Raw genomic sequence first — 24924 nt, forward strand, 5'->3', positions numbered from 1 at the left:
CCAAGGCATCGGTTTTTTTATTTTTGCAATCCACCAATCCGGCTGGGTGAAGTTCCTGCAACCCATAGCGGTCGCGGCCCCTCACACCCCATCTATCCCATTCATTAGCCACCTGCGAGATGGCCGCATCGTGAAGTTCGCTTATCACCAAGGGTTGCAAACCCGCTGTCAGCCCGACGCCAGGCCGGGAAGAGCGGAACCGTCACCACATGGCCATATTGCCTCATACAGTGCCCCTGAATGGGAATAGATGGCTTAATGGCACTGTAATCCTGTCACCAGAGTCAGTAGTTGCCCCTTGTCCGAGCGCAGAGCGGTCTGGGCCAGCAACTGATAGGGAATCCCCTCCAGCAGCTTGACCCTCTCCCCGGCCGTACCATTGACCAACACGGCATCAAACCGGGTATCACGACAGGCAACCACATCCCTCACTTTCTCCCTGTCCAGATTAGCTACCCGCATCTCTTCATAGGCAGAGAGCAGACCAAGCTCCGTCTCCCCCAATTGCCAGCCGGCGATGCGATCCCGCTTCTCGAGCGGTATTCCCTCAAGCAACCGGGCCATCTTTCCCGATACTCCCTTGGCGGCATCGATCAAGGGGTAAACCAGTGTAAAGGTGAGCAGAAACATGATGGCCACCGAGCTGGCAACATGAGTAGCGCCATGCACCTCCTTGCGCCGCAACAACAGCGCCAGCGCAATCACGAAGAGCATACTGGCGGGGATATAACGCCACCCCAGCTTGCTGGCGACCTGTAGCACGTCTGCCGGAACATGACTGGCCACCGGTAGTGAAGGGCCCAGCAGAGGTAGCCCTATGACCACGACACAGAACAGCAGCATGAAACAGAGCCATCCCCGACCATAGCGAGCCGTCCATCCCGGCCAGTTCAGGCTGACCTGACCCAGCATGATGGCAAATACCGGCAACAACGGAAAAAGATAGAGGGTGCGCTTGGTGGATGAGAGGGTTAACAGCAAAAGGGTGCCCACTGCCCAGCACAACAGAAATAACCTCTCACGACTCCAGCGTCGCTGTTTGATGGTTTGCCAACCCCAATAGAAAATGAATGGCAACCAGGGGATGGTATATTCAGCCATCCCCAATAAATAATAGAGATAGGCCCCTTTCTTGATATGGCCGAGTTCGGTCGAGGTGCCTGTCAGGCGGCCTACCTGATTCTGCCAGAACCACTCATTCCATAAAGCATCGCCATCGACATGATTAATTAATTCACGAATCCACGCTGCCACTGGCAATATAAAACAGAGCAGCATCAGCAGATGCTGCCAGATAAATCCTGGCAGTTTTTTGTCGATGGCGGCACATCTTGCAGCGAAGAAGAATAGCGGGAACCAGCCAAAAAAAACTGTCAGTGGCCCAATAGGACCTTTTGCCATAAAACAGCCCGCCAACCCTATTCCGGCCAGTATCGCCATCCACCGACGGCTTACAAGGTAATATTCTGAAAATGCCCAAAGGGTAAATATGACAAAGAAGGCAAGCGCACTGTCCGTTCTGATCCAGTGCGTGTTGATGATAAATCCTTCCATGGTGCCCAGTGCGATCACCGACCAGATCGCGGCCGATCTATTGCCAAGCAGGCGATAGGCCAGCAGGCCGGTAAAGAGCAGCATACCCGCCGCCCAGACCACGCCCGCCAACCGCAGGCTATTGGTCACCCCCAGCCAGGATTCAAACCCATCAAGAAACGGCAGAGCGGCCATATAGAAGAGCGGCGGCTTCTCGATAAAGCTGTGCCCGCCAAGGGTCGGTACCACCCAATCGCCATTGCGGTACATCTCGAGTGCAATAGCCGCTTCGCGAGGTTCATCAGGCGTCCAGAGCTGATGGTCAAACTGGCCAAACAGCAGCACCAGCGTAACCAGCAGCAACATCCAGCAGAGCGTGCGCTCCGAAATATCAGCACTCTGCATGGCTCATACCTTCTGTAATGGTCTCCCCACGCCCGATGGCATAGTAGGAAAAGCCCAGCCCCTTCATCTTGAGCGGATCGTAGAGATTGCGACCATCGACGATGAGGGGGTGCGCCAGCATCTTCCTGATCTGGGCAAAATCGGGCGCCTTGAACTCGTTCCACTCGGTACAGATGACCAACGCATCCGCCCCCGCCAGCGCTGCCTCCCTGGTCCCCATCAGCGACAGCTCGGGCTGGCAACCATAGATACGCTGTGCCTCCTTCATCGCCACCGGATCGAAGGCCTGCACCCGGGCCCCCTCCTGCCAGAGCGCCTCCATCAACACCCGGCTCGGCGCTTCGCGCATGTCATCCGTATTGGGCTTGAAGGCGAGTCCCCAGATGGCGATGGTCTTGCCCGCCAGCGACTCGCCTCGCTCGTGAAAGTGGCAGGCCAGGGTGTCGAAGAGCTTGAACTTCTGCCGCTCGTTGACCCGCTCCACCGCACGAATAAGCGGCGTGTCGTAGTCGAGGGCCGCTGCAGTCGCCAGAAATGCCCTCACATCCTTGGGGAAACAGGATCCGCCATAACCACAACCGGGATAGATAAACTGGTAGCCGATGCGCTGGTCGGCACCAATCCCCTGCCGCACCAGCTCGATATCGGCACCGACCCGCTCGGCCAGCCCGGCCATCTCGTTGATAAAGCTGATCTTGGTGGCCAGCATGCAGTTGGCGGCGTACTTGGTCAGCTCGGCACTGCGAACATCCATAAACAGAATGCGGTCGTGATTGCGATTAAATGGCTCATACAACTCGCGCATCACGGCTCTGGAACGCTCCTTGCTGGTGCCGATAACAATGCGATCCGGGCGCTGGCAATCCCTGACGGCCGCCCCCTCTTTCAGAAATTCCGGATTGGAGACCACATCGAATTCAAACTGCTTGCCAAGTTCGGCCTGCTGCTCCCTGACCCAGTAAAACACCTTGTCTGCCGTACCAACCGGCACGGTGGATTTGTTGACGATGATCACCTCATCTGCGCGATGCTGGGCAATCGATCTCGCCACCGCCCTGACGGCGCTCAGATCGGCCGAACCATCCTCATCAGGGGGCGTACCGACGGCGATAAATTGCACGTCACCATGGGTAACCGCCATGGGAATATCCGTGGTGAATGTCAGCGAGCCATTTTGCAATGTCTGGTGTAATAACACATCCAGTCCCGGCTCATATATTGGTAATTCGCCATGGGATAATCTATTTATTTTATCTGCATCGAGATCGATACAAACAACCTGGTGCCCTACATCTGCCAATACAATTGCCTGTACCAGTCCGACATAGCCACTGCCAAACACTGTGATATTCATAACGATTTTTCCATAATGCGTAATGATGGAAACTTTACATCCTTTACTCAATTGCACTACGGGCAATTTGTAACAAGCAATGTCAATTCTGAATGACACCAAACCTGTTGAGCAATAGCAGATGATTTAGATGGCGACAGTCAAAAAAGTGACTAAACACCAACCTAAAATAAAGCCAAGCGATTTTTTGTTACGAGATATTTCCATATTAAGCCACGCCATCAAAACGGCAGTAATTGTTACCAAGTGTTGCTGTGTGCTTGAATAAAAACTCGTTATTCAGCTACTTTCAAAATATATCGAGCAACCTCGACACTTTCCCCAGGCATATTTCCAGTGAAAATCAGCAATGCAGATTTTCATCGTCATTTTATTTTTTGCGACATTAAGACCGGAGTCGTATGAAAGACTTTCTGCCATTCTCAAAGCCTGCCATGGGCGAGGCCGAGATCCGTGCCGTCAGCGAGGTGTTGCAATCGGGATGGATCACCACGGGCCCGAAAAATCATGAGCTGGAGCAGCGTTTCTGCGAGACCTTTGGCTGCCAGCATGCTGTTGCGCTCTGCTCCGCGACCGCGGGCATGCATGTCACCCTGATGGCGCTGGGGATTGGCCCGGGTGACGAGGTGATTACCCCCTCCCAGACCTGGGTCTCCACCATCAACATCATCACCCTGCTGGGGGCCACCCCGGTCTTTGTCGATGTGGACAGGGATACTCTGATGGTCAGCGCCGACCAGATAGCGCCGCTCATCACCCCCAACACCCGGGCCATCATCCCGGTCCACTACGCAGGGGCACCAGTCGACCTCGACCCCATCCTCGCCCTGGGTCGCCAGCACGATATTCCAGTCATCGAAGATGCCGCCCATGCAGTCGGCACCCGCTATCGCGCGCGCTGGGTCGGGGAAACCGGCACCGCCATCTTCTCTTTCCACGCCATCAAAAATCTTACCTGTGCCGAGGGAGGCATGCTGGTGACCGATGACAAGGCGCTGGCCGACAAGGCTCGCATGCTGAAATTCCACGGCCTGGGAGTCGATGCCTTCGACCGCATGACGCAGGGACGCAAGCCGCAGGCGGAGGTGATCATGCCGGGCTTCAAATACAACCTGGCCGACATCAACGCCGCCATCGCCCTGGTGCAGCTGGCCCGCCTGCCCGAGCTCAATGCCAAGCGGGTCGAACTGGTGTCTCGCTACCATGAACGTCTGGCCAACCTGCCGCTGGCACCGCTGGCCATCCCCACCTACCCCCATCTGCATGCCTGGCACCTCTTCATGGTGCGGGTCGACCCCGAGCAGTGCGGCCTCGATCGCGATCAGCTGATGCAGGCGCTGCAGGAGCGAGGCATCGGCAGTGGCCTGCATTTTCGCGCCGCCCACACCCAGAAGTACTACCGGGAGCGCTATCCGGATCTTTCGCTACCCAACACAGAGTGGAACTCGTCACGGCTCTGCACCCTGCCCCTCTTCCCCGACATGACGCTCTCCGACGTGGATCGGGTTGTGGCAGCCCTGACCGACATACTGGAGTAACAATACGTGAACCATAACGATATCAAACGGGTCTCAGTCATCATCCCCGTCTACAACGAGGAGGCGAGCCTGCCGGAACTGCTGCAACGGGTGACCGACACCTGCGAGCAGCTGAGCCAGGATTACGAAGTGATCCTGATCGACGACGGCAGCAACGACCGATCCGCCACCATCATCAGCGAAGCCGCCAATCGCGAAGGGAGCAAGCTGGTCGCCGTGCTGCTCAACCGCAACTATGGCCAGCATGCCGCCATCATGGCCGGCTTCGAGACGGCAACAGGGGATCTGGTGATCACCCTGGATGCCGATCTGCAGAACCCGCCGGAAGAGATCCCGCGGCTGGTCGCCACCGCCATGGAAGGGTATGACGTGGTCGGCACCATCCGCCGCAACCGGCAGGATTCATGGTTTCGCAAAACAGCCTCACGCTTTATCAACAAGTCGGTACAGCGGGCCACCGGCGTCCAGATGAGCGACTACGGCTGCATGCTGCGTGCCTATCGCCGCCACATCATCGACGCCATGCTCTGCTGTCAGGAGCGCAGCACCTTCATCCCCATCCTGGCCAACAGCTTTGCCCGCCGCACCACCGAGCTGGAGGTGGGCCACGCCGAGCGGGCCCACGGCGAATCCAAATATGGCCTGATGCACCTTATCAACCTGATGTACGACCTGGTCACCTGCATGACCACGGCCCCGCTGCGCCTGCTCAGCATCGTTGGCAGCCTGGTGGCGGGGATCGGCTTCACCTTCTCGATCCTGCTGCTGCTGCTGCGTCTGTTACTGGGCGCCGACTGGGCAGCAGATGGCGTCTTCACCCTGTTTGCCATTCTCTTCACCTTTGTCGGCGTACAGCTGATCGGGATGGGGCTGCTGGGTGAGTACATAGGCCGCATGTATACCGATGTGCGCGCCCGCCCCCGCTACTTCATTCACCAAATCGTTCGCTCCACACCGGATGCTTCGCAACAGGAAACTCAATCATGAACGTTGTCGTCTTTGCCTATCACGATATCGGCTGCACCGGTATCGAGTCACTGCTTCAGGCCGGTTATCAGATCCAGGCGGTCTTCACCCACGCCGATGATCCGGGCGAGAACCGCTTCTTCGGTTCGGTGGCCCAGCTCTGCGCCGAACATGACCTGCCGGTCTACTCTCCCGAAGACGTGAACCACCCGCTCTGGGTCGAGCGTATCCGCGAACTGGCGCCCGAGGCCATCTTCTCCTTCTACTACCGCAACCTGCTCAAGCAGGAACTCCTCGATATCCCGACCGTCGGGGCCTTCAATCTGCATGGATCCCTGCTGCCTGCCTATCGTGGCCGGGCGCCCATCAACTGGTGTCTGGTCAACGGCGAGCGCGAAACCGGCATGACCCTGCACCGGATGACAGCCCGTGCCGATGCCGGCGATATCCTTGCCCAGCAGGCAGTAAGCATTGCCCACGATGACACCGCACTGACCCTGCATGGCAAGATGCGCCAGGCAGCCCACGCCCTGCTGGAAGGGGAGCTGGTCAAACTCAAGCGCGGTGACGCCACCTTCACCCCGCAGGACGAGAGCAAGGCAAGCTACTATGGTCGCCGCACCCCGGCCGATGGCGAGCTGCGCTGGGATAAGCCCGCCAGGGATCTCTATAACCTGGTACGTGCCGTTACCCAGCCCTACCCGGGGGCCTTCAGCTTCGCCGGTGATCGCAAGCTGACGGTCTGGCAGGCAAAGCCGCTGGCGATCCAGAGCGACCAGCAGCCGGGCACCATTCTCTCCCACGACCCGCTGCAGGTGGCCTGTGGTGAAGGGGTGCTGGAGATCCTGACAGGCCAGGCCGAAGGAGGGCTCTATGTACGCGGCGCCCAACTTGCCCGCGAGCTGGGGCTGATGGAAGGGATGAAGATCGGCGACAAGGCGAGCAAGGCCATGCGCAAGGCACGGCTGACCCGGGTGTTGATCCTCGGCGTCAACGGCTTTATCGGCAACCACCTCACCGAGCGTCTGCTCAAGGATGGCGGCTACGAGGTCTATGGCCTCGATATTGGCTCCAGCGCAGTGGAACGCTTCATCGGCCACCCCCACTTCCACTTCGTGGAGGGGGACATCAGCATCCACACCGAGTGGATCGAGTACCACATCAAGAAGTGCGACGTGATCCTGCCGCTGGTGGCCATCGCCACCCCCATCGAGTACACCCGCAACCCGCTGCGGGTGTTCGAACTCGACTTTGAAGAGAACCTCAAGATCGTCCGCTACTGCGTCAAGTACCACAAGCGCATCATCTTCCCCTCCACCTCCGAGGTGTACGGGATGTGCGACGACCACAGCTTCGACGAAGATGAATCCCGCCTCATCGTCGGCCCCATCAACAAGCAGCGCTGGATCTACTCGGTCTCCAAGCAGCTGCTGGATAGGGTGATCTGGGCCTACGGCAAAAAAGAGGGGCTCAACTTCACACTGTTCCGTCCCTTCAACTGGATGGGCCCACGCCTCGACAGCCTGGACTCTGCCCGCATCGGCAGTTCCCGCGCCATCACCCAACTGATCCTCAATCTGGTGGACGGCACCCCGATCCAGCTGGTGGATGGCGGCGCCCAGAAACGCTGCTTCACCGATATCGAGGATGGCATTGAAGCCCTGTTCCGCATCGTCGAAAACAGGGGCAATCGCTGCAACGGCCAGATCATCAACATCGGCAACCCGGATAACGAGGCGAGCATTCGCGAGATGGGCGAGGTGCTGCTCGCCAAGTTCGAGGCCCACCCGTTGCGCCACCACTTCCCGCCATTTGCCGGCTTCAATCTGGTGGAGAGCAAGTCCTTCTACGGCGACGGCTATCAGGATGTCTCCCACCGCCGCCCGAGCATCCGTAATGCCCGCAAGCTGATCGACTGGGAACCGACCATCGAGATGGAAGAGACCATCGGCAAGACGCTGGACTTCTTCCTGCAGGGGGCGGTCACGACGGGAGTCGAGCATGACTGAAGTGGGTCTGCGGATCGACGTCGATACCTTCAGGGGAACCCGTGACGGGGTTCCCCGCCTGCTGCAACTGCTCGACAAGCATCAGGTGAAGGGGAGTTTCTTCTTCTCGGTCGGTCCGGACAACATGGGGCGCCACCTGTGGCGTCTGCTAAAACCCCGCTTCCTGCTCAAGATGCTGCGTTCCAACGCCGCATCCCTCTATGGGCTCGATATCCTGCTGGCTGGCACCGCCTGGCCCGGCAAGTCCATCGGCAGAGAGCTGGGTTCCCTGATGCGCGACACCGATAAGGCGCACCATGAGGTGGGGCTGCATGCCTGGGATCACCACGGCTGGCAGGCCAATACCGGTCGCTGGGACGAAGCCGAACTGATCCGCCAGACCCGGCTCGGAGTCGATGCCCTGAGCGAGATCCTGGGGCGCGAAGTGGATTGCTCCGCCGCCGCCGGCTGGCGAGCCGATCCCCTCACCACCCAGGCCAAGGAGCAGTTCGGCTTTCGTTACAACAGTGACTGCCGTGGCTGCGGCCTGTTCCGTCCCATTCTGGAGGATGGTCGGCCCGGCACCCCGCAGATCCCGGTCAACCTGCCCACCTTTGACGAGGTGATTGGCAGCCAGGTGACGGCCGAGCGCTTCAACCACTTCCTGCTGGAGCAGCTGACTGCGGCACCGCAACCGGGCCCCCATGTCTACACCATCCACGCCGAGGTGGAGGGGATCGTCATGGCCGAGCAGTTCGATCTCCTGCTCGATGAAGCCAGGTCGCGCGGCATCCACTTCATCCCCCTTGGCAACCTGCTTCCCCCCGACCCAGCCCTCTTGCCGACCAGCCATCTGCTGCGCGGCTCCCTGCCAGGACGCGAAGGGTGGCTCGGTTGCAAGATGACGCCATGAACCCGCTCGCCAGATTGCAACAGAGAATCTCATGAAGATGACCCGATGGGCCCTGCCCCTTTTCTTCCTCGCCTTTTACCTGCTGCCACTCAACCAGCGGATGCTGTGGAGCCCGGACGAAAACCGTTACGCCGAGATCAGCCGGGAGATGATCACCACGGGTGACTGGGTGGTGCCCCACTTCCTTGGCCTGCGCTACTTCGAGAAACCCATCGCCGGTTACTGGTTCAACAGCCTCAGCCAGCTGCTGTTTGGCGAGAGCAACTTTGCGGTCCGCTTCGCCTCGGCCGCAGCCACCGGCCTGAGCGCCCTGCTGATCTTCTGGTTCGCTCTGCAGCTGTGGCAGTGCCGGCGTAAAGCGTGGTTCGCCAGCCTGATCTATCTCTCGACCCTGATCGTCTACGGCATCGGCACCTACAGCGTGCTGGATGCCATGGTCACCCTCTGGCTCAATGCCGCCATGGTGAGCTTCTACCTCATCCGGCAAGAAGGGCCGCCCGGTCGCAGAGTGGCAGGCTATCTGCTGTTCGGCCTCGCCTGTGGCATGGGCTTTCTCACCAAAGGCTTTATCGCACTAGCGGTACCCGTGGTAGCCATCATGCCCTACGCCATCTATCAGCGCCGCCTGCGCGAGCTGGTATGTTTCGGGCCGCTGGCCATCCTTAGCGCGGCTCTGCTGGTCGCCCCCTGGGCCATCGCCGTACACCTGCGCGAGCCGGACTACTGGCACTACTTCTTCTGGATTGAGCACATCCAGCGCTTCGCCTCGGAAGATGCGCAGCACAAGGCGCCATTCTGGTACTACCTGCCGATGGGGCTGCTCGGCACCCTGCCCTGGCTCGGCCTGCTGCCGGGGGCACTGAAGCAAGGATGGCAAGCGCGCAAGAACAGCCCGGAAACCCTCTATCTGTTGGCCTGGGTGGTGTTGCCGCTGCTCTTCTTCAGCATTGCCAAAGGCAAGCTGCTCACCTATATCCTGCCCTGTTTCGCCCCGCTGGCCATGCTGATGGCCACCAGCGCCGTGGACAAAATCAAGGAAGGTAAAGAGCGGGCCTTCAAACTCAACGCCTGGCTGAACGGCCTGTTCGGCCTCATCGGACTGGTAGTGCTGACCGTGCTGGCTTTATCCCGCGACCAAGCCATCTACGGTGAAGAGGATCACGGGGCACTGTCGGTGGCCATGGCCATCTTTATCGGCTGGTCCCTGCTCGGACTCATCCAGTTGCAGGCGGTCAGTCGCCGCTGGGTCCTGAGCGCGCTCTGCCCCATGATACTGGCCATCGGCCTGCCCTGGGCGCTGCCGCAATCACTGATCGACTCAAAGCTGCCAGAGCGTTTCATCAAGACCAATCAGGCCGTGCTGCAGGGTTCAGAGACTCTGCTGGCCAGCGATCCGGGACTGGCATCCGCTCTCGCCCGGAGCACCCGGCGCGGCGAGATCATGCTGTTCGACGACAAAGGAGAGCTAGCTTACGGCCTGGGCTATCCGGATGCCAAGGGCCGCTATGTTGCCCGTGCAGAGTTCCCGAGATGGTTGGCACAAGCGCGTGAGAAGGGGCAAGTTGCCCTGCTGATGAAGACCGATCACGACGGAGAGACCGGCCCTCTGCCCCCTGCCGACGAGACCCTCGTCAGCCACCGGCTGACCCTGCTCATCTACCATGGAGTACGCTGATGGATATAGTGCTGCTATTACTGGTGTGCCTGCTGACCAGCAGCGGCCAGATGCTGCAAAAGCAGGCCGTTATCTGCTGGCAGCGTAACCCCTGTAACCACCTGCAAAAGCTGCGTTCCCCCTGGCTTGTTGCCAGCGTGGCAGCACTTGGCAGTGGCATGCTGCTCTGGATTTATCTGTTGCAACGACTGCCGCTGAGCATGGCCTACCCCATGCTCAGCATTAATCTGGTGCTGGTGCTGCTCGGCTCACGCCTCTTTTTCCACGAGCCGGTGAGCAGCAACAACTGGCTGGGGGCTGCCACCATCATCGTCGGCGCCCTGCTGCTGGGAGGCCTGCGATGAAGGGCTATCTCTACGTGTTAGGCAGCATAGTGCTGGTGACGGTGGCGCAGCTCTGCATGAAGTGGGGAGCGATCAGCCTCCCTGCATGGCAGGCCGATCCCGCCGTGATGCTGGCTCACCCCCTGCCACTCCTCACCATCGTCATCGGCATCCTCTGCTACGGGCTATCGCTGCTCTGCTGGCTGGCCGCGCTGCACTCCACACCGCTCAATATCGCCTACCCACTGCTCAGCACCAGTTACGGGCTGGTCTATCTGCTGGCGGTGAGCATGCCGGTCTTTGCCGAACCGCTGGTGGCAAGCAAGGCGGCAGGTGTTGCGCTTATCTTCTTCGGCGCCGTGCTGGTCGGCAGCAAACCGGCGACAGGCAAGCCGGAGCGGCAAGATCCCCCTGCCAATCCCTGAGGCAGCTTTAAACAAAAAGAAGAGGCGGCCCCCTGTGCCGCCTCTTCTCATTTTCCGCCTGACCAGCGCCTGTTACTTCGCGACGTTGCCCGCCACGTTCAGGGCATCCCAGGTGCGGGAGAAGGGCGGCGCATAGGCAAAGTCCAGCATGCCGAGCTGTTCGGTGGTCACTCCCATGGTGATGGCCACCGCCAGCGCGTCGATACGGTGGACCGCCCCCTTGCGACCGAGGATCTGGCCACCCAGCAGCCGCTTGCTGCCCGCCTCATAGACCAGCTTGACGTGAATGTCTGACTGACCCGGGCAGTAGTTGGTGTGGCACTTGTCCTTGATCACCACGGTGCGATAGTCGATGCCCATCGCCCTGGCTTCCTGCTCGGAGAGGCCGGTACGGCCCGCCTCCAGCCCCAACACCTTGAGCGCCGCAGAACCGAGGGTACCCGGGAACTCCTGCTCGGCCCCGGCCAGGTTCTCACCCACCATGCGCCCCAGCTTGTTGGCGATGGTGGCGAGCGGTACATAGACCTGCTGCTGCTTTACGCTGTGCCAGACGCTGGCACAGTCGCCGGCCGACCAGACGTTGGCCAGCGAGCTGCGCCCCTGACGGTCCACCTTGATGGCACCATTGCCGAGCCGCTCGATGCCGGTATTAGCCAGAAACTCGGTGTTGGGCTTCACCCCGGTGCAGACCACCACGATATCGGCCTCGTACTCGCCCTGGCTGGTGCGCACGCCGGTCACCCGACCATCCCCCAGCAGTGCTTCAACTCGCTCACCCAGATGGAGAGATACCCCCTGCTCGCGCAGTTCTGTTTCGATGTGCTGGGTGATCTCGCCATCAAACGCATCGGGGATGACTCGATCCGCCAGTTCGATGAGACGCACCTCTTTACCCTGATGGACCAGCGCCTCGACCACTTCCAGCCCGATAAAGCCGGAGCCGATCACCACGGCGCGGCGATTGTTCTTGTCTTGCACCGCCGCCTTCAATGCCAACCCATCGGCCATCCGGCGCAGACCGAATACCCCTTGCTGCTGCAAACCGGGGATGGGGGGCATCACTTCGCGGGCACCGGTGGCGATCATCAGCCGGTCGTAGCGATCGGTGAAGGTGTCGCCGTTATGCTCCACCACCAAGGTCTGGGCAGTTGCGTCAACGCTCAGCACCCGATGGCCAATCTTGACCTCGATCCCCTTGGCGGCGAACTGCTCGGGGGTGAACTCGGCCATGTAACCGGGCTCCTGAAACTCGTCACCGACGAAGTAAGGCAGGCCGCAGGCACCAAAGGAGATCACCTCGGAGGCCTCATACACCACGATTTCGGCATCGATGGCCAGACGGCGTGCCTTGGCCGCCGCACTCATACCGGCGGCTTCGCCACCGATGATCAGAATTCTCATAGTTTTTCCTCTCGATGGCGCAGGGAGGGCATGCCCTCCCTGCGGTCTATGACGGGAAAGAGTCACCCCTTTCCACGGGCAGATCAACCGACAGCAAATCAGACGGTGGACTCTTCGCCGTCCAGACTCACTTCGTGATCGCTGTTGAACACATGCATGTCGGTCTCGCCCATCAGGCGGCTGGTGACCGTCCCTGCGGTGATGGAGCCGGAAACGTTGAGCGCGGTACGGCCCATGTCGATCAGCGGCTCGATGGAGATAAGCAGACCGGCCAGCGCCACCGGGAAGTCCAGCGCGGAGAGCACGATCAGCGCGGCAAAGGTGGCGCCACCGCCAATCCCGGCCACCCCGAAGGAGCTGACTGTGATGATGGCGATCAGGGTCATGATAAAGCCGGGATCCATCGGGTTAACCCCGACGGTCGGCGCAATCATCACGGCCAGCATGGCCGGATAGATACCGGCGCAGCCGTTCTGGCCGATGGTGGAACCGAAGGAGGCGGCGAAGTTGGCGATCCCCTCAGGAATACCCAGCGACTTGGTCTGGGTCTGCACGTTCATCGGGATGGAGCCCGCACTGGTGCGCGAGGTGAAGGCAAACGCCAGCACCGGCGTGATCTTCTTGAGGAAGCGCAGCGGGTTGATGCCGACCATGCTCACCAGCAGCAGGTGCACGACAAACATGATGGCGATAGCGCCGTAAGAGGCCATCACAAAGCTGAGCAGGTTGAGGATGTCAGCATAGTTGGAGCCGGAGACCACCTTGGTCATCAGCGCCAGTACGCCAAACGGGGTCAGGCGCAGCACCAGGGTCACCATTCGCATCACGATGGCATGAGCCACGGCCACGAAGTGGCTGAAGCTGGCGAAGATCTCCGCCTTCTTGCGGGCGATGCCGGTAGCTGAGAGGCCAATGAAGATGGAGAAGATCACCACGGCGATGGTGGAGGTCTTGCGCGCCCCGGTCATGTCGAGGAAGGGGTTGGCGGGAATGAACTCCAGCATCATCTTGGCGAAAGACATGCTCTCGACGCTGCCGAGGGTGGTCTGCAGCGCGGCGCCCCGGGCGCTCTCGGCGGCACCGGAGGTGAGCCCTTCAGCAGTCAGGCCAAACAGGTTGGACATCAGGATGCCCGCCCCGGCGGCGATGGCGGTGGTGAAGATTAGCACGCCTATGGTCATGGCGCTGATCTTGCCCAGCGCAGTGCCACCATTGAGCTTCAAGATAGCGCTGATGATGGAGACCATGATCAGCGGGATGATGATCATCTGCAGCAGCTTCACATAGCCGCTACCCACGATATCCAGATAGTCGATGGTCTGAACAATGACGGGCGAACCTGCACCGTAAAGCAGTTGCAACGCGGCGCCGAACAGAATACCGAGCCCCAGACCGGCAAATACCCGGCGGGTGAAGCTCACATGTTTTTCCTGTAACCGGTAGAGAAAGAACAGCAAGATGGCGGCGATGGCCAGATTGCCGATAACGCTAAATGTCATGGTATGACTCCCCAAAAAGCGGGCTTGCGCCCGAGAAACAAGAGCAAGCGCCATGCTTGCCCTGGCAACCGTGTCAGACGGTCTGCGCCGTCGTGACAAGAACAAGGGGGTCTATCGCCCCCTTGTCACAGATTCACTGCTTCTGCTGTTTCGCTCGCATGATGTTGATGATTTCGATGTCGGTATCCAGCATCCCCTCTTTGGAGAGGCGGCCCAGATTGGCGATGGTCTGGTCCACATCGTCGGAGACGATCCCCTCGCTCTGGGGCACATGCAGATTGTTGATGGCCATCAGGGAGGATTTCACCGCCGCCGAGGTGGAGGTAGAGACCTTCATGGAGCAGGCGCTGCCGGCGCCGTCACAGATGATGCCGGAGACATCGCCAATCATGTTGTTGATGCAGTGGCTGATCTGCTGATACTGGCCGCCCAGCAGCCAGGTGATGGCGGCACCGGCCCCCATGGCGGCGGTACTGGCGGCACAGAGGGCCGACAGCTTGTTCTGATAGGTCTTGATGTAGATGGCCACCAGATGGCTCATCACCAGTGCCCGGGTCAGCTGCTCGTCGCTCGCCTTGAGGAAGCGGGCAGCCGCGACCACCGGCATGGTGGCGGCAATGCCCTGATTGCCGGAACCGGAGTTGGACATGGCGGGCAGCATGGCGCCATCCATCCGCGCATCGGAGGCAGCGGAGGAGAGGCGCATCGCCAGGGTCATCAGGTCATCGGAGAGCAGCTTGCGCTCCACCTGCTCGGTGAGGATCTTGCCGATCTTCAGGCCGTAACCCTGCAACCCTTCGTCCGCCAGCGCCTGATTCATGGTGGCGGCCTCGCGGATAAAGTCGATCTCCGCCAGCGGCACTTCCAATGCAAAATCGACGATCTCCCGCAGGGTCATGGCCGGTTTGGCGGATTTGGCTGGCTGGATCTGCACGCCGGGGGCACTGGCCTGCTCCATCAGAACCTCGCCATCCTTCTCCATCAGGATGATGCGAGTGTGGTCGGTACAGATCACCACCCGGGCACTGTGCCCTTCAACTTCGGCCAGCACCTCGGCGTAGAGCACGTCCGGCACATCCTTCACATCCACCTTGATGACCGGCAGCAACGTCTTGGCCGCTTCCACCTGTTCTGGTGTAAGGGTCTTGAGCACCTCCAGCCCGGCATCGGGGTTGCCCCCTGTGATGCCGACCGCAGCGGCCACCGGCAGACCGATCATGCCGGTGCCCGGCACCCCGACGCCCATGCCGTTCTTGAACAGATTGCCACTGACCCAGACGCTGATGCGGGTCGGGGTCTCCCCCAGCAGCTTGCGGCAGTTGGCCGCTGCCAGCGCCACCGACATCGGCTCGGTACAGCCCAGGGCCGGCACCACTTCACGCTTGAGCAGGGTAATAAAGTCGGTCCATTGTGGTTTCATCTGTGCATTCTCATCTTGGTGGCGCAATGCCTGTCATCGCCACAGGCAACAGCATGGCAAAAAAGGGTGACACGGGATCAACATCAAGCAGGAGCGCGTCGCCAAGGCGTCGCGAGAGAGGTGGCCGTCTGATGACTGCCCCATGCAAATCAACTTAATTTGATTCTAATATCAATAAAATCAAATTAAGTTGCGCAACATCGCTTTTTTAGCGCCATTATGCCCGTCTTTTAACAAAGCGCGACAATTTGTGATGCAACGCACAGACGATGGAGTCACCTAGAGATGATAGCGGGCCAGCAGCTGCTGGTAGGCCGGGGTCTGCTTGAACTGTTTCAAGGCGGCCGAGAAGCGCCTCGCCAACTGGTCATGGCCGGGCTTGTGGGTAAATCCGAGAAAGTTGCGGTTATCGTCGGTCAGCAGGCGGCGACCATTGACCACCTGATCCTGCAGCCCCTGGGTACGCAGCAGATAACGACCAACTTGTTCATTGAGCACGACACCATCCAGTCGGCCGGCCATCATCAGATGCAACTGCTTGACCATCTTGCCATCGCCCGTCATGGCGACCCTGATCACCCCTTCATCGGCCAGAAAATCGGGGCTGTAGGCATAGTCGGCCTGAATGCCGATCCGCAACCCCTTGAGGTCGGATAATTGCTCGAATTTCACCGGACGATCCACCGGATAGAAGAGCACTTCGCCACTACGAGAGAGCGGCTCTTCGGGATAGTGGAGCCACTCTTGGCGATCCTTGTTATAGAAGACGTCGAGTACCGCATCCCCCTGCCCGAGGCGGGCCTGTTGCAACACCCGCTTCCATGGCAGCACCTTCACCTCGGTGCGATAGCCGAGCTGCTGCAGCACGGTGCGAGCCAGCTCGAGATCTGCGCCCACCAGCTCCCCCTTGTCGCTGTGCATCACATAGGGGGGCCACAGTTCTGTCAATATGGTCAGGGTCGGCTTGTCATGAGCCATAGCCATGCCACCGACGAGAAGAGATGCCAGCAGCCAGCCGTACAACCCGATCCTTCGCCAACCCTGACACCACATCATGGAGATCCCTCATGGTCCGTATGGATTGAGGATATACAAGGGATGAGCAATAAAAAAGGAGGCCGAAGCCTCCTTGCTATTCACTCTCTGAATGGCACTTACAGTGCTTTCAGGATTGCCTCGACGCTGGCCTTGGCATCGCCAAACAGCATCTGGGTATTTTCCTTGAAGAACAGCGGGTTCTGGACACCGGCGTAGCCAGTGTTCATGGAACGCTTGAAGCCGATGACGTTCTGCGCTTTCCACACTTCCAGCACCGGCATACCGGCGATCGGGCTGCCCGGATCTTCCATCGCAGCCGGGTTGACGGTGTCGTTGGCACCGATCACCAGCACGGTATCGGTATCGGCGAAGTCGTCGTTGATCTCGTCCATTTCCAGCACGATGTCATACGGGACCTTCGCTTCCGCCAGCAGCACGTTCATGTGGCCAGGCAGACGACCGGCAACCGGGTGGATACCGAAGCGCACCTTGACGCCACGATCACGCAGCTTCTGGGTGATTTCAGCCACCGGATACTGGGCCTGCGCCACCGCCATGCCGTAGCCCGGGGTGATGATGACGGAGCTGGAGTTCTTCAGCAGGTCAGCCACTTCCTCGGCGCTGGTTTCGCGGTATTCGCCCATCTCCTGATCAGCCGTAGAGGCTACGCCGTCGGAGCCGAAGCCACCGGCGATCACGGAGATGAAGGAGCGGTTCATCGCCTTGCACATGATGTAAGAGAGGATCGCACCGGAGGAACCCACCAGGGCACCGGTGACGATCAGCAGGTCGTTGGAGAGCATGAAGCCCGCCGCCGCTGCCGCCCAACCGGAGTAGGAGTTCAGCATGGAGACCACGACCGGCATGTCTGCGCCACCGATGGAGGCAACCAGATGCCAGCCGAAGGCGAAGGCGATCAGGGTCATCACCAGCAGGGCGAAGGTAGAGCCGCCCGCGTTGACGAAGTAGACCATCAGCGCCAACGAGGCGACCACGGCCAGCAGGTTCAGCTTGTGGCGGTGCGGCAGCATCAGCGGCTTGGAGGAGATGAGACCACGCAGTTTGCCGAAGGCAACCACGGAACCGGTGAAGGTTACGGCACCGATGAAGACGCCCAAGAAGATCTCGACCAGATGAATGTTCAGCATAGCGCCGGTCAGGTGCTCGACCTGAGCAACGCTGTTGGCCTGCTCGAACGCCGCACGAGCGGCTGCCAGAGTGGCATCCAGGTTGGAACCGACGGAGACGACCACCTCAGCAGGTGCAGAGGGGTGCAGATCGATGAAGCTGTTGAAGCCCACCAGCACTGCCGCCATACCCACGAAGCTGTGCAGCACGGCCACCAGCTCGGGCATCTCGGTCATCTCGACCTTGAGTGCCAGACGCACGCCGATGGCACCGCCAATCACCATGGCCAGGATGATCCAGTGAACGCCACTGGTCTCCGGGTTGAATACGGTGGCGAGCAGGGCGATAGCCATACCCGCGATACCGAACAGGTTGCCATGCTTGGCCGTTTCTTGCTTCGACAGTCCCGCGAGACTGAGGATGAAGAGCACGGCGGCAACGATATAGGATGCTGTTACCAGTCCTTGAGACACGTTAAACCCCCTTAATCCTTACGGAACATCTTCAGCATGCGCTGAGTGACGGTGAAGCCGCCGAAGATGTTGATACTGGCAATCAGCACGGCGATGAACGCCAGCGCGGTGACCAGGGTCGACCCTTGCCCGATCTGCAGCAGGGCACCGACCACGATAATGCCGGAGATGGCATTGGTGACCGACATCAGCGGCGTGTGCAGAGCGTGAGAGACGTTCCACACCACGTAGTAACCGACCACACAGGCCAGGATGAATACGGTGAAGTGGGAGAGGAAGGCTGCCGGGGCAACGGAGGCGATCCAGCCGAAGGCGGCGATGCCGAGGGCACCGAACACGAACTTCTTGTTGGAAGGCTTGGCCTCTTCCTTCTTGGCTGCCGGTTTGGCGGCGGCCGGTTTCTGCGGGGCAGCAGAGACGGAGATGGCGGGCGGCGGGAAGGTCACTTCACCGGCCTGGATCACCGTCATGTTGCGCTGAACCACATCTTCGAAGTCGATGGCAACGTTGCCGTCCTTCTCCTTGCACATCAGCTTCATCAGGTTGACCAGGTTGGTACCGTAGAGCTGGGAGGATTGGGCAGGCAGACGACCCGGCAGATCGGTGTAACCAATCACCTTGACGCCGTTGGCAGTGACATGCAGCTCACCCGGCACTGTGTATTCACAGTTACCGCCAGCCTGAGCGGCCATGTCCACGATGACGGAGCCCGGCTTCATGCTGTCCACCATCTCTTTGGTGATCAGCTTCGGAGCCGGCTTGCCCGGGATCAGGGCGGTGGTGATGATGATATCCACCTCTTTGGCCTGCTGGGCGAACAGCTCCATCTCGGCCTTGATGAACTCATCGGACATGACTTTGGCGTAACCATCGCTGGATGCACCGTCTTCGCCACCGAAGTCCAGCTTGAGGAATTCCCCCCCCATGGATTCGATCTGCTCGGCCACTTCCAGACGGGTATCGAACGCACGCACGATGGCACCGAGGGAACCGGCCGTACCAATGGCGGCCAGACCGGCCACACCGGCACCGATCACCAGTACCTTGGCAGGCGGCACTTTACCGGCTGCAGTGATTTGACCGGTGAAGAAGCGACCGAACTGGTGCGCAGCTTCAACCACGGCACGATAGCCACCGATGTTGGCCATGGAGGAGAGGGCATCGAGGGACTGGGCACGGGAGATCCGCGGCACCATATCCATCGCCATCACATTGATGTTTCGCTCGGACAGCTTCTTGACCAGCTCAGGGTTCTGGGCAGGCCAGATGAAGCTCACCAGAGTGGCGCCATCTTTAATTTGTGCGATCTCGGCATCGGTCGGCGCATTGACCTTGAAGATAAGGTCGGCTTGCCAGACATTCGGCACCACGCTGGCACCGGCAGCCTCGAAGGCGGCATCATCGAAGCTGGCCGACAGGCCTGCGCCGGTCTCGATGGCGACCTCGAAGCCGAGCTTTTTCAGCTGCTCGACGGTAGCCGGGGTCGCTGCGACCCGGGTCTCACCGGCGAGACTCTCTCTCGGTATTCCAATCTGCATGACTATTCCCTGATGGTTAATAAACAATCGCTGCCCAGTGTCTCACTTCTGACGAAACAAGACATGACCAAAGTGCAGGTCCAGGGCTCTTTGTTATGAAAATCAGTAGGCTTTACCTCAACCTCCTGTCATGGTCAGGCCCCCGCTTTTCAGGCGCGAAGGTGATTAGTATCAAATTTTGGAGTTTTATTACAACCGCAGTCCCGACGGCACTCGTACAGAATTCAGCCCATCCCTGGCTACGATTAAAAAAAACAAACCAAATTAGAGGCTTATACCAGTAAAAACGGCTGAAAAAAGTGATCCAACCAGTCAAAAAAAATGTTTTACCGGCCCTCTATCTTAGCGTTTTTTGTTCTTACGAAATCCGCTTTCGTCTCACTTCACGCAGCAAAACGCCGAAAAGTAACATTTTCCCAACAAAAGCGGGGCCGCTCAGCCGCCATATGGCGGGAGATGGCCCCGGCAATTCAATCGTTTCGCCCGTTTGGCACCGATTGGCGGCCCTTACCAGGCCGCTTCATAAATATGCTGGCTCTGCACCAGATCGATGTCGCCGTGCTCGCCCAGACGGGTCATGCCGTGCTCACCCAGCTTGCCGATCAGGGTGTCGATACCCAGATCTTTCAGACCGTAGTCGCGCAGTCGGGTCTTGACCCCCATCCGCTCGAAGAAGTCGCGGGTCGCGGCGATGGCATCGTCGATGCGCTCCGCTTCGCTGCCGCTGTTCAAGCCCCACACCCGCTCTGCGTATTGCAGCAGCTTGGCATGTTTCTGTTTGCGCTTGGCCTGCAGCAGGGCAGGCAGCACCACCGCCAGAGTCTGGGCGTGGTCGAGGCCGTGCAGGGCAGTCAGCTCGTGACCCAGCATATGGGTGGCCCAATCCTGCGGCACACCGGCACCGATCAGGCCGTTCAGCGCCATGGTGGCGCTCCACATGATGTTGGCGCGCACCTCGTAATTGTGCGGCTCGGCCAGCGCCTTGGGGCCCTCTTCGATCAGGGTCAGCAGCAAGCCTTCAGCGAAGCGATCCTGCACCTTGGCATTGACCGGATAGGTGAGGTACTGCTCCACGATGTGGACGAAAGCATCCACCACCCCGTTCGCCACCTGACGCTCGGGTAGGGTGTAGGTGAGCACCGGATCCAGCACGGCGAAGCGCGGCATCACGAACGGCGAGAAGAAGTGCACCTTGTCGCCACTGCTGCGACGAGTGATGACGGCGCCCATGTTCATTTCGGAACCGGTCGCCGGCAGGGTCAGCACGGAACCGAGCGGGATGGCGGAGCGCACTTCGCTGCCGACGGTCTCGAGAATGTGCCAGGGATCCTTGGCCAGATCGTAGTGCGCAGCAGCGGCGATAAACTTGGTGCCATCGAGCACGGAGCCACCGCCAACGGCGAGCAGGAAGTCGACCCGCTCGGCACGGGCCAGCTCCACGGCGCCCATCAGGGTCTCGTAGGCCGGGTTCGGCTCGATGCCGCCAAATTCAAACAGAGTCATGCCAGCCAGCTCGTTGCGGATCTGTTCCAGCAGGCCGCTGCGTACCACGCTGCCGCCACCGTAGGTGATCATGACGCGGGCATCGCTCGGAAGCTGCTCGCGCAGCTGGGCGATCTGCCCTTGGCCGAACAGGATTTTGGTCGGGGTATGGAGAGTAAAGTTGTTCATCGACATTGCCTTCTTCTGATAGTCAGGGCGGCCTGGCCGCGAAATCGTGATTGCATTTTTCTCCAGAACCACCCTACCATCAAGACAACATCCTGCTTTATTCTTGCCTATTTCTACAAAGCAGCGAAAACCGGAACTGTCGAATCAAAGAGCGCCCATGCAAAACCGTTACAGCGACCTCGCAACCAGATTGACCCGCCACGTCACCGCCCCCGGCATCACCCCATCACCGGTGAAACAGGTCAACCTCATCTATACCACCGAGCACCATGGCCGCACCCCGGTGCTCTACCAACCGCGGATGATCGTTATCCTGCAGGGACACAAGGTGGGTTATCTGGCGGATCAGGTATTTCGCTACGACCCCAACCACTACCTGCTGATGACCCTGCCGCTGCCCTGCGAGTGCGAGTGTTTCGCCTCCCCCGAGCAGCCCCTGATCGGTTTCTCCATCGAGATCGATCTGGTCATCCTGCAGGAGCTGTTGCTGGAGCTGGGCGATGCCCTGCCCGCCCCCGCGCCGCAAAAGAGCGGCGTCCACTCGGTCCCCCTGTCGGAAACCATGTTCTGCGCCGCCGAGCGACTGATCGAGCTGATGGACAACCCGCTGCACGCCAGGGTGCTGGGGCCGCAGACGGTGCGGGAGATGCTGTTCCACGCCCTCACCGAGGGGGGCGGCCCGGCGCTGCAGGCGCTCGCCAATCGCCACAACCATGTGGGCCAGATCGCCCGGGTGCTGCGTATGATAGAGTCCCGTTATGCCGACAACCTCACCATGGAGGAGCTGGCGCGGGAGGTGAACATGAGCGTCTCCGCCTTTCACCACCACTTCAAGGCGGTCACCGCTACCTCGCCGCTGCAGTACATCAAGTCGTTTCGCCTGCACAAGGCGCGGATGATGATGTTGCACGACGGCATCAAGGCGGGCACCGCGGCGGCCAGAGTCGGTTACGAGAGCAACTCCCAGTTCAGTCGGGAGTACAAGCGCTTCTTCGGCAGCACGCCGACGGATCAGGCCTCCCGCTTTCGGGATGGCCAGCTGCGCATCATCGAGGGATAACAAGAGAGGGATTACTTATGCGTTCACTGCTTTGCCTGTTCACCGCTTTGCTGCTGACGGCCTGTACCGGGATTGCCGATGGCATCCGCCCCGTTACCGGCTTCCAGCTCGATCGTTATCTTGGCACCTGGTACGAAATCGCCCGCCTCGACCACAGCTTCGAACGGGGGCTGGAGCAGGTGAGCGCCACCTACAGCCTGCGCGATGACGGCGGCGTCAAGGTGCTCAACCGCGGCAAGCAGAGCGATGGCAGCTGGCGTGAGGCGGAGGGCAAGGCCTACTTCGTCGGCAACCCTGACGAGGCGCGGCTCAAGGTGAGCTTCTTCGGCCCCTTCTACGGCGGCTACAACGTAATCGACCTCGACCCCGATTACCAGCTCTCGCTGGTGACCAGCTACAACCACGACTACCTCTGGATCCTCTCCCGCTCACCCAACCCGCCCAAGGCGAAAGTGGATGCGCTGGTCGCCAAAGCGAAGTCGCTGGGCTTTGCCACCGATCAGCTGATTTGGGTCAAGCAGATCCCCTGAGACAGCACCGGTGGCGATGCCGTCGCCACCGGTTCTCTTCGCCTCTCCCTTTCACTTTCCTCACCCCAGCTCCGCACAACCACAGTCATACCCAGCCATTCGCTGACGGTTGCCAGATAGACATTGCGCAACAATCCCCATCACCCACCAACGGAAGAGAATAGCGATCATATTGTCAGCCCAATATTGTCGCCAGGCACCCCAAAATAATCTGAATGACTGATTAGGGGGCAAAAAATAGCCTGGACGGTGCAGGACTCACCATTTACCAGCGAACAATAAACCGGCAAAAACCCCCAATAGAAAACCAATCGAATCCCTTTTTGGGGATTTTTTGTTGCCATCGCAGTAACCAGATGATAAACAGCTCGGCCACCCCAAAATGCATATAAATATTCACTTTAACGAGGTGATTAATTGGAATTTATTAAATTAAGCGGAATTCTTATTATTTTATTGGGATTTTATTTCAAACTCGACACTCTGGCCGTCGTACTGGTGGCCGCCGTCACCACGGCGCTGGTCTCCGGTCTCTCCATGACCGATTGCCTCTCCCTGCTGGGGGAAGCCTTCGTCTCCAACCGCATGGTGACACTGTTTCTGCTGACCCTGCCGATGATCGGCATCTGTGAACGCTACGGCCTCAAACAGCAGGCGGTCACCCTGATCGAACGGATCAAGAAGCTCACCCCGGGCAAGTTCATGACCCTCTATATGTTTATCCGCGAACTGGCCGGTCTCTTCTCGGTGCGGGTTCAGGGTCACACCCAATTTATTCGTCCGCTGGTCAACCCCATGACTCAGGCAGCCGCCACCAAGGTGCACGGCAAATTAAGCGAAGAGGACGAGGAATATATCAAGGCGCGGGTTTCCGCCACCGAAAACTACGGCAACTTCTTTGCCCAGAATACCTTCGTCGCCTCAGCCGGGGTATTGCTGATCGTCGGCACATTTGAATCTCTTGGATATAGCGTCTCTGCCGTCGATATTGCCAAGGCATCCATGCCGATCGCCATTATCGCCCTGCTGATGGTGGCTATTTCCAATATGTGGTTTGACCGTCAGATGGCCAAGACATATACCGTGAGCAGCGACAAGGAGGGGCAACAATAATGGCGACCCTCATCCCCAACATGCTCGAATTCTTTTATGTGCTGATCGGCGTCATCCTGTTCAGCAGCGCCTGGCGCGTCCTGCGTGACCCCAGCCACCCGGCCAAAATCGGTACCGCCCTGTTCTGGACCATTCTGGGTGTACTGTTTGCCTTCGGCAGCTATATCCCCAATGTCATCAATGGCGTGCTGATCCTCGCCATGGGGGTCATCACCCTGCTCAAGCAGGTGAAGATCGGCAAGCTGGAGCAGGCGAGCGAGGAGGAGTCCCAGCGCCACGCCAGCCGCATCGGCAACCGGATCTTCCTCCCCTGCATCCTGCTGGCCGTGCTGGCGGTGGTGATCGCCCAGTTCACCCCCCTTGGCGGTCAGGTCGGTATCGGTCTGGCGGCGGTCATCGCCTTCGTCATCACGGTACTGCTGACTCGTGCCACCCCCTCTACCGTAGTGGGTGACTCCGACCGGATGATCCAGCAGGTCGGCATTACCGGCATTCTGCCGCAACTGCTGGCCGCGCTCGGGGTGATCTTCAACAAGTCCGGCGTCGGCGATGTCATCTCCCACGGCATCTCCACCGTAGTGCCGGTCGGCAGCCCCTTCGTCGGGGTGGTGGCCTACTGCCTCGGCATGATGGTCTTCACCATGATCATGGGCAACGCCTATGCCGCCTTCACGGTCATCACCGCCGGCATCGGCATCCCCTTCGTCATCGCCCAGGGCGGTGACCCGGTGGTGGCCGGTGCGCTGGCGATGACCGCCGGCTTCTGCGGCACCCTGATGACCCCCATGGCCGCCAACTTCAACGCCCTGCCCGCCGCCCTGCTGGAGATGAAGGATCTCAACAAGGTGATCAAGGTGCAGGTACCGATGGCGCTGACGCTGGTGCTGATCCATATCGCCCTCATGTATTTCTGGGCATTCTGACCATTCGGGA

General features: G+C 59.7%; 20 protein-coding genes. 11 read left to right on the forward strand and 9 right to left on the reverse strand.

Annotation, left to right across the window (positions count from 1 at the left end; genetic code table 11):
* Positions 1-255: 255 nt before the first annotated feature.
* Positions 256-1938 (reverse strand): ArnT family glycosyltransferase, encoded by a 1683-nt coding sequence (locus G5380_RS13340; RefSeq protein WP_421352808.1) that lies wholly within the window; start codon positions 1936-1938, stop codon positions 256-258.
* On the reverse strand, positions 1925-3292 hold the full coding sequence (locus tag G5380_RS13345) for a UDP-glucose dehydrogenase family protein (protein ID WP_421352809.1): 1368 nt from the start codon (positions 3290-3292) through the stop codon (positions 1925-1927). The genes G5380_RS13340 and G5380_RS13345 overlap by 14 nt, the downstream gene beginning before the upstream one ends.
* Positions 3293-3693: 401 nt before the next feature.
* Between G5380_RS13345 and arnB the strand changes: the two genes are divergently transcribed.
* The 7 genes from arnB to arnF are packed head-to-tail and all read left to right on the forward strand — an operon-like array spanning position 3694 to position 11120.
* A complete protein-coding gene (gene arnB / locus G5380_RS13350) occupies positions 3694-4830 on the forward strand; it encodes a UDP-4-amino-4-deoxy-L-arabinose aminotransferase (protein ID WP_421352810.1) in 1137 nt (378 codons plus the stop codon).
* A gap of 6 nt (positions 4831-4836) precedes the next feature.
* Positions 4837-5817, forward strand: coding sequence for an undecaprenyl-phosphate 4-deoxy-4-formamido-L-arabinose transferase (gene arnC, locus G5380_RS13355; RefSeq protein ID WP_421172616.1), 981 nt, complete (start codon positions 4837-4839; stop codon positions 5815-5817).
* Positions 5814-7805, forward strand: a complete 1992-nt coding sequence (gene arnA / locus G5380_RS13360) for a bifunctional UDP-4-amino-4-deoxy-L-arabinose formyltransferase/UDP-glucuronic acid oxidase ArnA (RefSeq protein ID WP_421352811.1) — start codon at positions 5814-5816, stop codon at positions 7803-7805. Before arnC ends, arnA begins: the two co-directional genes overlap by 4 nt.
* Positions 7798-8697 carry a 4-deoxy-4-formamido-L-arabinose-phosphoundecaprenol deformylase gene (gene arnD, locus G5380_RS13365; protein ID WP_216952257.1) on the forward strand — a complete coding sequence of 300 codons (900 nt, stop codon included), beginning with the start codon at positions 7798-7800 and terminating at the stop codon, positions 8695-8697. Before arnA ends, arnD begins: the two co-directional genes overlap by 8 nt.
* Positions 8698-8728: 31 nt before the next feature.
* Positions 8729-10372, forward strand: a complete 1644-nt coding sequence (gene arnT, locus G5380_RS13370) for a lipid IV(A) 4-amino-4-deoxy-L-arabinosyltransferase (protein WP_421352812.1) — start codon at positions 8729-8731, stop codon at positions 10370-10372.
* On the forward strand, positions 10372-10716 hold the full coding sequence (locus tag G5380_RS13375; protein WP_421352813.1) for an EamA family transporter: 345 nt from the start codon (positions 10372-10374) through the stop codon (positions 10714-10716). Before arnT ends, G5380_RS13375 begins: the two co-directional genes overlap by 1 nt.
* Positions 10713-11120, forward strand: coding sequence for a 4-amino-4-deoxy-L-arabinose-phosphoundecaprenol flippase subunit ArnF (gene arnF / locus G5380_RS13380; RefSeq protein WP_216952260.1), 408 nt, complete (start codon positions 10713-10715; stop codon positions 11118-11120). Before G5380_RS13375 ends, arnF begins: the two co-directional genes overlap by 4 nt.
* A gap of 72 nt (positions 11121-11192) precedes the next feature.
* Here the strand turns inward: arnF and G5380_RS13385 are convergent, their stop codons facing one another.
* From G5380_RS13385 to yqhD, 7 genes are all read right to left on the reverse strand, one after another.
* Positions 11193-12521 (reverse strand): CoA-disulfide reductase, encoded by a 1329-nt coding sequence (locus G5380_RS13385; protein WP_421352814.1) that lies wholly within the window; start codon positions 12519-12521, stop codon positions 11193-11195.
* A gap of 98 nt (positions 12522-12619) precedes the next feature.
* Positions 12620-14020, reverse strand: a complete 1401-nt coding sequence (locus G5380_RS13390) for an L-cystine transporter (RefSeq protein ID WP_421352815.1) — start codon at positions 14018-14020, stop codon at positions 12620-12622.
* Positions 14021-14153: 133 nt separating this feature from the next.
* Positions 14154-15440, reverse strand: coding sequence for a serine dehydratase subunit alpha family protein (locus G5380_RS13395; RefSeq protein WP_266135220.1), 1287 nt, complete (start codon positions 15438-15440; stop codon positions 14154-14156).
* A gap of 279 nt (positions 15441-15719) precedes the next feature.
* On the reverse strand, positions 15720-16496 hold the full coding sequence (locus tag G5380_RS13400; RefSeq protein WP_323137699.1) for a substrate-binding periplasmic protein: 777 nt from the start codon (positions 16494-16496) through the stop codon (positions 15720-15722).
* Between the two features lie 98 nt (positions 16497-16594).
* Positions 16595-18079, reverse strand: coding sequence for a Re/Si-specific NAD(P)(+) transhydrogenase subunit beta (gene pntB / locus G5380_RS13405; protein ID WP_005339759.1), 1485 nt, complete (start codon positions 18077-18079; stop codon positions 16595-16597).
* An 11-nt stretch (positions 18080-18090) separates the two neighbouring features.
* Complete coding sequence (pntA, locus tag G5380_RS13410; RefSeq protein WP_040070064.1) at positions 18091-19617, reverse strand: Re/Si-specific NAD(P)(+) transhydrogenase subunit alpha; 1527 nt, start codon at positions 19615-19617, stop codon at positions 18091-18093.
* A gap of 507 nt (positions 19618-20124) precedes the next feature.
* Complete coding sequence (gene yqhD, locus G5380_RS13415) at positions 20125-21288, reverse strand: alcohol dehydrogenase (protein ID WP_040070066.1); 1164 nt, start codon at positions 21286-21288, stop codon at positions 20125-20127.
* 157 nt (positions 21289-21445) lie between these two features.
* Here yqhD and G5380_RS13420 point away from each other — a divergent pair, with 157 nt between their 5' ends.
* From G5380_RS13420 to G5380_RS13435, 4 genes are all read left to right on the forward strand, one after another.
* The gene (locus G5380_RS13420; protein ID WP_421206339.1) at positions 21446-22348 is read left to right on the forward strand and encodes an AraC family transcriptional regulator; all 903 of its coding nucleotides are present in this window, start codon (positions 21446-21448) and stop codon (positions 22346-22348) included.
* A 17-nt stretch (positions 22349-22365) separates the two neighbouring features.
* On the forward strand, positions 22366-22878 hold the full coding sequence (locus tag G5380_RS13425) for a lipocalin family protein (RefSeq protein WP_421352816.1): 513 nt from the start codon (positions 22366-22368) through the stop codon (positions 22876-22878).
* A gap of 417 nt (positions 22879-23295) precedes the next feature.
* Positions 23296-23991 carry a DUF969 domain-containing protein gene (locus G5380_RS13430; RefSeq protein WP_005341931.1) on the forward strand — a complete coding sequence of 232 codons (696 nt, stop codon included), beginning with the start codon at positions 23296-23298 and terminating at the stop codon, positions 23989-23991.
* A complete protein-coding gene (locus G5380_RS13435; RefSeq protein WP_216952266.1) occupies positions 23991-24914 on the forward strand; it encodes a DUF979 domain-containing protein in 924 nt (307 codons plus the stop codon). The genes G5380_RS13430 and G5380_RS13435 overlap by 1 nt, the downstream gene beginning before the upstream one ends.
* The last annotated feature ends 10 nt before the right edge of the window (positions 24915-24924 follow it).

It is taken from the genome of Aeromonas sp. 604443 (genome assembly GCF_049170315.1).
In the GTDB taxonomy this organism is placed as follows: domain Bacteria; phylum Pseudomonadota; class Gammaproteobacteria; order Enterobacterales; family Aeromonadaceae; genus Aeromonas; species Aeromonas veronii_A.